The organism is Janibacter limosus NBRC 16128 (genome assembly GCF_001570985.1).
Taxonomy (GTDB): domain Bacteria; phylum Actinomycetota; class Actinomycetes; order Actinomycetales; family Dermatophilaceae; genus Janibacter; species Janibacter limosus.
Genome location: NZ_BCSS01000094.1, coordinates 1 through 1,315 on the forward strand (window position 1 = coordinate 1; position 1,315 = coordinate 1,315).

Genomic DNA, 1,315 nt, shown 5'->3' on the forward strand with positions numbered 1-1,315 from the left:
ATACCGACCTAAAAGGGGCAACCATCTCTGGAAGTTTCCGGTATATGTCAAGCCTTGGTAAGGTTCTTCGCGTTGCATCGAATTAATCCGCATGCTCCGCCGCTTGTGCGGGCCCCCGTCAATTCCTTTGAGTTTTAGCCTTGCGGCCGTACTCCCCAGGCGGGGAACTTAATGCGTTAGCTGCGGCACGGATCTCGTGGAATGAGACCCACACCTAGTTCCCAACGTTTACGGCATGGACTACCAGGGTATCTAATCCTGTTCGCTCCCCATGCTTTCGCTTCTCAGCGTCAGTAGTGGCCCAGAGACCTGCCTTCGCCATCGGTGTTCCTCCTGATATCTGCGCATTTCACCGCTACACCAGGAATTCCAGTCTCCCCTACCACACTCTAGTCTGCCCGTACCCACTGCAAGTCCGGGGTTGAGCCCCGGATTTTCACAGCAGACGCGACAAACCGCCTACAAGCTCTTTACGCCCAATAATTCCGGACAACGCTCGCACCCTACGTATTACCGCGGCTGCTGGCACGTAGTTAGCCGGTGCTTCTTCTGCAGGTACCGTCACTTTCGCTTCTTCCCTGCTGAAAGAGGTTTACAACCCGAAGGCCGTCATCCCTCACGCGGCGTCGCTGCATCAGGCTTTCGCCCATTGTGCAATATTCCCCACTGCTGCCTCCCGTAGGAGTCTGGGCCGTGTCTCAGTCCCAGTGTGGCCGGTCGCCCTCTCAGGCCGGCTACCCGTCGTCGCCTTGGTGAGCCATTACCTCACCAACAAGCTGATAGGCCGCGAGCCCATCCCAAACCGAAAAACTTTCCAGACCATACCCATGCAGGTTGGTCTCGTATCCAGTATTAGACGCCGTTTCCAGCGCTTATTCCAGAGTCTGGGGCAGGTTGCTCACGTGTTACTCACCCGTTCGCCACTGATCCACTCCAGCAAGCTGGAGCTTCACCGTTCGACTTGCATGTGTTAAGCACGCCGCCAGCGTTCGTCCTGAGCCAGGATCAAACTCTCCGTTGATGATCAACACCCCCAAGACCCAAAGGCCTCGAAGGGGCAATCCATAACCCAACAAAGGGCTGAACCATGACTGAGCAAGAACAACCAGCGCAATCGCTGTTTGTTACATTGTCAACCAAAGGAAAAAAATTCACTCCCAACCAACCACACCCAACCCGATAGGTCAGGCACAATCAGCCAAGAACGAGGTATTGGCATCGATTTTTGACACGCTGTTGAGTTCTCAAGATTCACACGCACACCCACCACCATCCACCACACTCGGCGAACCGCTTCAGGGGCAACTTCTCAAAC

General features: G+C 55.1%; 1 rRNA gene. It reads right to left on the reverse strand.

Annotated features, from left to right (window positions below):
• Positions 1-1,021: ribosomal RNA gene (locus JLI01S_RS16490) — 16S ribosomal RNA — on the reverse strand; the annotation flags it as partial.
• Positions 1,022-1,315: the final 294 nt, after the last annotated feature.